Origin of the sequence: Phenylobacterium sp., assembly GCF_004799395.1 — a bacterium.
In the GTDB taxonomy this organism is placed as follows: domain Bacteria; phylum Pseudomonadota; class Alphaproteobacteria; order Caulobacterales; family Caulobacteraceae; genus Phenylobacterium.
In genome coordinates this window covers 1-6222 of record NZ_SSMZ01000219.1, presented here as the reverse complement: position 1 = coordinate 6222, position 6222 = coordinate 1, and the positions used below count along the sequence as shown (strand labels likewise).

Sequence of the window (6222 nt, the reverse complement as noted above, 5' to 3'; positions counted from 1 at the left end):
CCGTGTGGCCCTTCGTGACCTCGGGGATCATCCAGGGCCTGGGCGTGGGCCTGCTGTTCGTGCCGCTGTCGACGCTCGCCTTCGCCACCGTGCCGCCGCACCTGCGGCCGGAAGGCTCCGGGGTCTACACCCTGATCCGCAACCTGGGCTCCAGCGTCGGCATCTCGATCATGAACGCGCTGGTGGTGGCCAACACCCAGACGATGCACGCCAGCCTCGCCAGCAAGGTCGTGACCTCGGACGCCGTCGTCCGCTCGACCCTTCCCGGCGCCTTCAACCCCGCCACCACGGCGGGGATCACCGCCCTCAACGGCGAGGTCACCCGCCAGGCGTCCATGGTCGCCTATATCGACGACTTCCGCCTCATGCTCATCATCACCATCGCCTGCATTCCGATGCTGCTGCTCATGCGCAAGCCGCGGCCTGTCGGCGGGGAGCCCCTCCATGCCATCGTCGACTAGACCCCTGATCCTGCTCGCCGCGTCAGCCTCGGCGCTGGTGCTGGCCGCCTGCTCCACGGTGGGCCCGAACTTCAAGGCGCCGGCAGGCCCCTCGGGGCCCGCAGCCGGCGGTTACGCCATGGCCGGCGACATCGCGCCGACCGGGGTGAAACTGACGCCGGAGAGCCGCGTGGCTGGCCCCTGGTGGCAGGCGTTCAATTCCCCGGAGCTGGACGCCGCCATCCGTCAGGGCCTGGCCAGCAGCCCGACCGTCGCCGAGGCGCGCTACAACCTCGAAAAGGCTCAACAGCAGGTGGCCGCCGTGCACGGCGCGCAGTTGCCGCAGGTCGACGCCAACGCCTCGGCCCAGCGCGAACGGATCAACCTGGCGGCCTTCGGCTTCTCCGGCTTCCCAGGCCTGCCGCCGATCCAGAGCCCGACCATCAATCTCTATTCGATCGGCGGATCGGTGAGCTACGATCTCGACGTGTTCGGCGGCAAGAAGCGCGCGACCGAGAAGGCTCAGGCGCAGGCCGAGGCCGCAGCCCGCCAGGCCGACGCAGCCTATCTGTCGCTCAGCGGCAACATGGCCATGCAGGCCATGACCATCGCCAGCCTGCGCGGCCAGATCGCCGCCACCAAGGACATCATCGCCGACGACCGCCGGGTGATCGACATGATCCGCGCCGCGGAAACCGCCGGCGGCGAGGCGCACTCGGCCTACTCCGGCGGCCTGACGCAACTGGCCGAGGACGAGGCCCTGTTGCCGCCGCTGCAGCGGCAACTGGACGCCGCGCGCCACCAGATGGCGCTCCTGTCTGGCAAGTCGCCCGCCGAGTGGACCGCGCCGGACTTCGACTTCGCCAGGATCACCGCACCCGTCGAGGCGCCGGTCAGCCTGCCCTCGCAGCTGGTGCGCAACCGGCCCGACATCCTGCAGGCGGAAGCCAATCTGCACGCCGCCACCGCCGCCGTGGGCGTGGCCATCGCCAACCAGTACCCGGACATCAAGCTCTCGGCCGCCCTGACCCAGGAGGCGATCAAGCCCGGGGACATCTTCAACGCCGACTCCGCGGCCTGGGACCTGCTGGGCGGCCTGACCGCGCCGATCTTCCATGGCGGCACGCTGAAGGCTGAGCGCAAGGCCGCCGAGGCTGACGCGCGCGTCGCGCTCGCCCGCTACGAGCAGACCGTGCTGAAGGCCTTCGTCGAGGTCTCCGACGTGCTGTCAGACCTGGGCAGCGACCAGCAGGCGATCACCTCGCTGGAACTCGCCAACCGCGCCGCCGAGGCCGGCGCCACCGACGCCCAGAACGCCCTTCGTCTGGGCGGCGGGCCGATGGTCGACGTGGTGCAGGCGCAGCGGACGCTGAGCCGCGCGCGCCGCGCGCTGGTGGAGGCGCAGGGCCGCCGCTACAGCGACCTCGTGCAACTCTACGCCGCCACGGCCTCCGACTGGGGTGCAACCGCGACGGCCGCCTCGCCGCCGGCAAAAGGTCGCTAGCTGACGCCCATCGCGTCGCGGTGGGCCTTGGAGTGGGTCTCCGCCAGCAGGAAGACCGAGATCAGCGAGATCACGCAGAGCGCAGCCATGTAACCCGAGACGGCCATCGAGGTGGCGTACTTGGTGAACAGCGCCGTGGCGATGATCGGCGCAAAGCCGCCTCCGAAGATCGCGCCGATCTGATAGCCCAAGGACGCGCCGGAATAGCGGAATTCGGTGTCGAACAGCTCGGCCATCAGAGCCGCCTGGGGGCCGTACATGAAGTTGTTGAAGATCGATCCGACGCCGATCGCCAGCAACATCATCGGAAAGGCGCCGGTCTCGATCAGCTTGAAGAACACGAGAGACCACAGGCCCATCAGCACCGCGCCGCTCATGAACACCGAGCGCCGTCCGACCTTGTCGGACAGGGAGGCCATCAGCGGCAGGAAAGGCGCCGAGATCAGGGCGCCCAGCACCACGGCCCACAGGATCACCGGACGCGCCACGTGCGGACCGTGGTGCGGGTCCGTGGCGTAGGCGAGCGCGTAGTTGATCATCAGGTAGAAGGTGCCGTTGGCCGCGACGAAAGCCCCGGCGGCCAGCAGGATCTCCTTGGGGTGCTTGGCGATCACCTTGAGGATCGGTGAGCCTTTGGCGGCGCGCAGCTGCGCCTTGGCCTGGTCGAGGCTGACGCCCTGCTCGGCGGCCAACGCCTTGGCGGCCGCCTCCTGTTGTCGGGCCTCAAGCGCCTGCAGCGCCTGGTACTCGGCGGTGTCCTCCAGCTTGAGTTGGACATAGAGGCCCAGCGCCACCAGCACGATCGAGAGCAGGAACGGAATGCGCCAACCCCAGATGAGGAAGTTCTCCGGCGCGACCTGCTTGTCGATCACGATGAAGATCAGGTTGGCCAACACCACCCCTGCGGGTACGCCCATCTGGGCGAAGCTGCCGTAGAACCCGCGCTGCTTGGGCGGGGCGTTTTCGAAGGCCAGCAGCATGGCGCCGCCCCATTGGCCGCCGACCGCCAGGCCCTGCACGAAGCGCAGCGCGATCAGCAGCAGCGGCGCCATGATTCCGGCCATGGCGTAGGACGGCAGAAGCCCCACCGCCGTTGTGGCGAGGCCCATCATCAGGAGCGCCGTGACCAGCGCCTTCTTGCGCCCCACCAGGTCGCCGAAATGGCCGAAGATGACGCCGCCGACCGGCCTGGCGATGAAGCCCACGGCAAATGTGGAGAAAGCCGCCAACTGGGCCACCGCCGGGGGAAGGCTGGCGGCGAAGAACAGCTTGGGAAACACCAGGGCCGCGGCGGTGCCGTAGATGAAGAAGTCGTACCACTCGATGCTGGAGGCCGCGAGCGAGGTGAAGGCCACCTTGGCGACGTTGATCTTCATCGGCGGCGCGGCGGCGGCTGCGGTCATCAGGCTCTCCCGGGGTTACTGGCGCGCAGAGTCGCCCCGCGCTTGGCGAGAGAGGTACATCACAGCGGCGCTGCGGGCGAGCTTCCAGGCTCGCCCGCCGACAGGCTGTCCTACACCCGGGCTCCGGCCCCCTGGCTGGCTTCGGCCGCCAGCCGGCCCGAAAGCTCGGCCATGTGGTCGAAATCGGCCTCGAAGGCGCCGAGGCCCTGGGTGAGGCCGCGGAGTTCGGCGATCAGGCCCTGACGCTCGGACTGCGGCAGATAGGCCTCGATCCGCTCCCAGCCGCGCCAATCTTCCCGTGGCGCCAGTCCCAGGATCTGGCCGCGCCGGGCGGTGAGCGCCGAGGTGACATTCGAGGCGCTGGGTGACGGCGAATAGACCGTCAGCTTCTCGATCGGCTCCAGCAGGATCGAGCCGCAGCCGGGCAGGCCCTCTTCCATCGCCAGTCTGCCGGCCATGCGGAAGGCCATTTCCGAGCTGTCGACGCTGTGGGTCTGGCCGTCCACCAGGGTCACCTCCAGGTCGGTGACCGGGAAGCCGAGCTGGCCCTTCTCCAGGCCGTCGCGCACGCCCTGTTCGACGGCGGGAATCCACTGTTTGGGCACCGCGCCGCCGACCACCCGCTGGGTGAAGACGCAGCCGGACCCGCGGGGCAGGGGCCGGATCTCCACGGTCACGTCGGCGAACTGGCCATGGCCGCCGGACTGCTTCTTGTGCCGCGAGCGCTGCGTGACGCCGCGCTGGATCGTCTCGCGGTAGGCCGTCTTCGGCTGCTCGGTGTCGATCTCCACCCCAAACCGGCGCTTCAGCCGCTCGAGCGCCAGGCGCACATGGCCCTCGCCCTGGCCGGCCAGCAGCACCTGGCGCGACTCCGCATCATGGGTGAGCCGCAGGCCGGGGTCCTCCTCGATCAGCTTGCCGAGCGCGCCGGAGAGGCGGACGTCGTCCTTGTGGTTCTTGGCTGACAGCGCCACCGCGAACAGCGGCCGGCGCGGCGAGGCAGCCGCAGCGACAGCCTGCGGCCGGCCGGTGGTGGACAGGATCTGCCCGGCCTGGGCGGCCTCAACCTTGCCAATGGCGCAGACCTCGCCGATCGGCGCCGAGCCGATCTTGCGGATCGCCGCGCCCTGGACCGCGAACAGGCCGCCGGCGCGGCAGCGTTCGCCGTCCGGCAGGACGAATTCGGCGCCGTCGGCCAGGGCTTTGCCGAACACCCGGGCATAGGCGAGCTTGCCGGACTGGCCGGCGTAGGCGGCCTTCAGCACATAGGCGCCGGCCTCGATGCCGATCCGCTGGGCGGCGCGGTCCGGCAAGGGCGTCTCATGGCGCAGCGCCTTTAGGAGGCGCCGCACGCCGAAGCCGTTCTGCGCCGAGCCGAAGAACACCGGCACGATCAGGCCCTCGTTCATCTCCCGCACCAGGTCGGCGAACACTGCGTCGCGGGTGGGGGTCACGTCGGAGAGGAGCTGTTCGAGCAGTTCGTCGTCGAAGTCGGCGATCTGCTCCAGCATGTGGAACCGCGCCTCGGCCTCGGCGTCGCGCAACTCGCCGGGGATGTCCGCCTGGTTGGAGGGCTCGCCCGGCCGGTAGACGAAGGCGCGCTCAAGCGCCAGGTCGATGAAGCCGGTGACCTTCTCGCCTTCCCAGGTCGGAATCTGCCGCGCCACCAGGGGCGCGGAGCTGACGGGCGCAAGGGCCGCCAGGAGGTCTGAGAGCGTACCGCGGGCCAGGTCCATCTTGTTGATGAAGAGCGCGTGCGGCACGCCGAGCCGTTCCAGCTCGCGCAGCGTCGGCTGTAAAAGGGCGGCCTTGGCGGGGTCCGGCTCGGCCACGACCACCGCCAGGTCCACGGCCGGCAGTGCGGCGTCGAGGTCGGCGCAGAACTCCAGCGATCCGGGGCAGTCCACCACCGAATAGCGGTCGCCCATGAACTCGAAGCCGGCGAGATTCAGCTCCACCGAATGGCCGCGCGCACGCGCCTCGGGACTTGAATCGCCGACCATCTCGCCGCCGACGCGGCGGTCGACCGCGCCGGTCACCTGCAGGAGGGCTTCCATGAGGGTGGTCTTGCCGGCGCTCGTGGGGCCCACGAGCGCCAAGGCGCGCACGGACCCCGCTGTCTGGATTGCCATGGTCGTCTCCCAACACCGTAGGCGCCAGGGACGCGGGTGTCTGGAGGCCGCCTCCATGGCGCGGTTTTGGGGCGGTCGCGGACCGTTTGCAGGGGCTCGCGCCGCCCTGACCAAAGAAGCCTACGCCCGTATTTCGCCGACGTCGACGTCACGAAGTCGGGAGCAGGCCGCGATCGAAGCGAAGGGGCGCCGGAAGCTTGGCCTTAAGGAATTCGCGATAAGCCCTGCGCGCTTTCACGAAATCTGAGGGGCTGGGATGAAGGGCGTCGTTTTCAACCTGCTAGAGTCCGTTGTCACCGCGAAATACGGCGCGGACACCTGGGACAGCCTGCTCGACGCAGCGAACGCCAGTGGCGTCTACACCTCGCTCGGCAACTACGACGACGCCGAAATGGAGGCTCTGGCCGCCGCTGCGGCCCAGGCGCTGGGCCTTCAGCGCGCCGACGTGCTGCGCTGGTTCGGCCGCAGCGCGATCCCGGTGCTGGCCGAGCTCTATCCGGACTTCTTCACGCCGCACAGCTCGGCCCGGCCCTTCGTCAGCGGCGTGAACGACATCATCCACGCCGAGGTGCGCAAGCTCTATGCCGGCGCGGCCTGTCCGCACTTCGGGATCCACGAGGCGTCCGACGGCGCCATCACCATGCGCTACCGCTCCACGCGGAAGATGTGCGCGCTCGCCCAGGGCTTCATCGAGGGCGCCGCCGACTGGTATTGCGAGACGGTCGAGGTCGAGCACACATCCT

General features: G+C 69.5%; 4 protein-coding genes and 1 pseudogene. 3 read left to right on the top strand and 2 right to left on the bottom strand.

Annotated elements, in window-relative coordinates; translation table 11 throughout:
* Together E8A12_RS14120 and E8A12_RS14115 are read left to right on the top strand one after the other, a co-directional pair.
* Positions 1-461 (top strand): annotated as a pseudogene (locus E8A12_RS14120) (EmrB/QacA family drug resistance transporter); the annotation flags it as partial.
* Positions 445-1944, top strand: a complete 1500-nt coding sequence (locus E8A12_RS14115; protein ID WP_293369825.1) for an efflux transporter outer membrane subunit — start codon at positions 445-447, stop codon at positions 1942-1944. The pseudogene E8A12_RS14120 and the gene E8A12_RS14115, both read left to right, overlap by 17 nt.
* On the opposite strand, the gene E8A12_RS14110 is transcribed toward E8A12_RS14115, so the two are convergent.
* Together E8A12_RS14110 and E8A12_RS14105 are read right to left on the bottom strand one after the other, a co-directional pair.
* A complete protein-coding gene (locus E8A12_RS14110; RefSeq protein ID WP_293369823.1) occupies positions 1941-3347 on the bottom strand; it encodes an MFS transporter in 1407 nt (468 codons plus the stop codon). The two genes, E8A12_RS14115 and E8A12_RS14110, sit on opposite strands and share 4 nt — an antisense overlap.
* Before the next feature lie 110 nt (positions 3348-3457).
* Positions 3458-5479 (bottom strand): elongation factor G, encoded by a 2022-nt coding sequence (locus E8A12_RS14105; RefSeq protein ID WP_293369821.1) that lies wholly within the window; start codon positions 5477-5479, stop codon positions 3458-3460.
* Between the two features lie 256 nt (positions 5480-5735).
* Here E8A12_RS14105 and E8A12_RS14100 point away from each other — a divergent pair.
* Positions 5736-6222, top strand: a 487-nt coding sequence (locus tag E8A12_RS14100; RefSeq protein ID WP_293369819.1) for a heme NO-binding domain-containing protein, incomplete at its 3' end; no start/stop codon positions are given.

Excerpts from the sequence above, each read along its gene's own strand:
- E8A12_RS14115 (WP_293369825.1), top strand. The coding sequence starts at position 445 with ATGCCATCGTCGACTAGACCCCTGATCCTGCTCGCCGCGTCAGCCTCG.
- E8A12_RS14105 (WP_293369821.1), bottom strand. The coding sequence starts at position 5,479 with ATGGCAATCCAGACAGCGGGGTCCGTGCGCGCCTTGGCGCTCGTGGGC.
- E8A12_RS14110 (WP_293369823.1), bottom strand. The coding sequence starts at position 3,347 with ATGACCGCAGCCGCCGCCGCGCCGCCGATGAAGATCAACGTCGCCAAG.